This window comes from Streptomyces sp. NPDC050743, from assembly GCF_044456925.1.
Taxonomy (GTDB): Bacteria; Actinomycetota; Actinomycetes; order Streptomycetales; family Streptomycetaceae; genus Streptomyces.
Map to the genome: position 1 here is coordinate 1 of NZ_JBITGJ010000347.1, position 1100 is coordinate 1100.

The window sequence follows — 1100 nt, forward strand, 5'->3', positions numbered from 1 at the left end:
GGCGCGGTGTGGTCGGTGTGCGGCCAGGACTACGCACCCAAGGCCGCCGCCGACCGCTTCGCCCAGCTCGAACCGGCCGTGCTCATCACCGCGGACGGTTACCTCTTCAACGGGACCACGCACGACCGCCGTACCGCCTCGGTCGAGCTGGCCGCCGCCCTGCCGACGCTGAAGGGCACGGTGCTCGTGGACCACGTGGGCCTCGCCTGGCCCGAGGGCGAACCCTCGGGGCTGGTGGTTGCCTGGGAGGAAGCGGCCACCCGCGTCGAATACCTCGCCATCACCCCGGTGCCGTTCGACCACCCCCTGTGGGTCGTGTTCTCCTCCGGCACCACCGGCCTGCCCAAAGGCATCGTCCACGGGCACGGCGGCGTCCTGCTGGAACACCTCAAGACCCTCGGCCTGCACTGCGACCTGGGCGTCGGGGACCGCCTGCTGTGGTACACCACCACCCACTGGATGATGTGGAACCTGGTCGTCTCCACCCTGCTGACCGGAGCGACCACCTGCACCTACGACGGCAGCCCCGCGCCGGTGGCGCGCCCGGACATCCTGTGGGAGCTGGCGGCCCGCCACCGGGTCACCGTCTTCGGCACCAGCCCCCAGTACCTGCTGGCCATGGCCAAACTGGGCATTGAACCCTCCGCGCACGACCTGTCCGCCATCCGTGTCATCGGCTGCACCGGCTCCGCCCTGCCCGCATCCACTTACCCGTGGGTCCGCGACCACGTGGGCGAAGACATCCAACTGGCCTCCACCAGCGGCGGCACGGACGTCGTCTCCGGCTTCGCCGGAAGCGCACCCACGACCCCCGTCTGGGCAGGGGAGTTGTCCGCCCCCAACTTGGGCGTGGCACTGGCCGCCTACGACTCCGAGGGCACGCCGGTTCGCGACCAGGTCGGCGAACTGGTCGTCACCCGGCCCATGCCGTCGATGCCGCTGTACTTCTGGAACGACCTCGACGGCAGCCGCTACCGCGACGCCTACTTCAGCGCCTACCCGGGCGTGTGGCGGCACGGGGACTGGATCACCCTCACCTCGCACGGCTCGGTGATCGTGCACGGACGCTCCGACGCCACCCTCAACCGCAACGGCGTACG

The 1100-nt window shown here is 70.6% G+C and carries 1 protein-coding gene; it reads left to right on the forward strand.

Annotated features, from left to right (window positions below):
• The coding region (locus tag ACIBJF_RS53555; RefSeq protein WP_399185139.1) for an AMP-binding protein at window positions 1–1100 on the forward strand (1100 nt) is incomplete at both ends.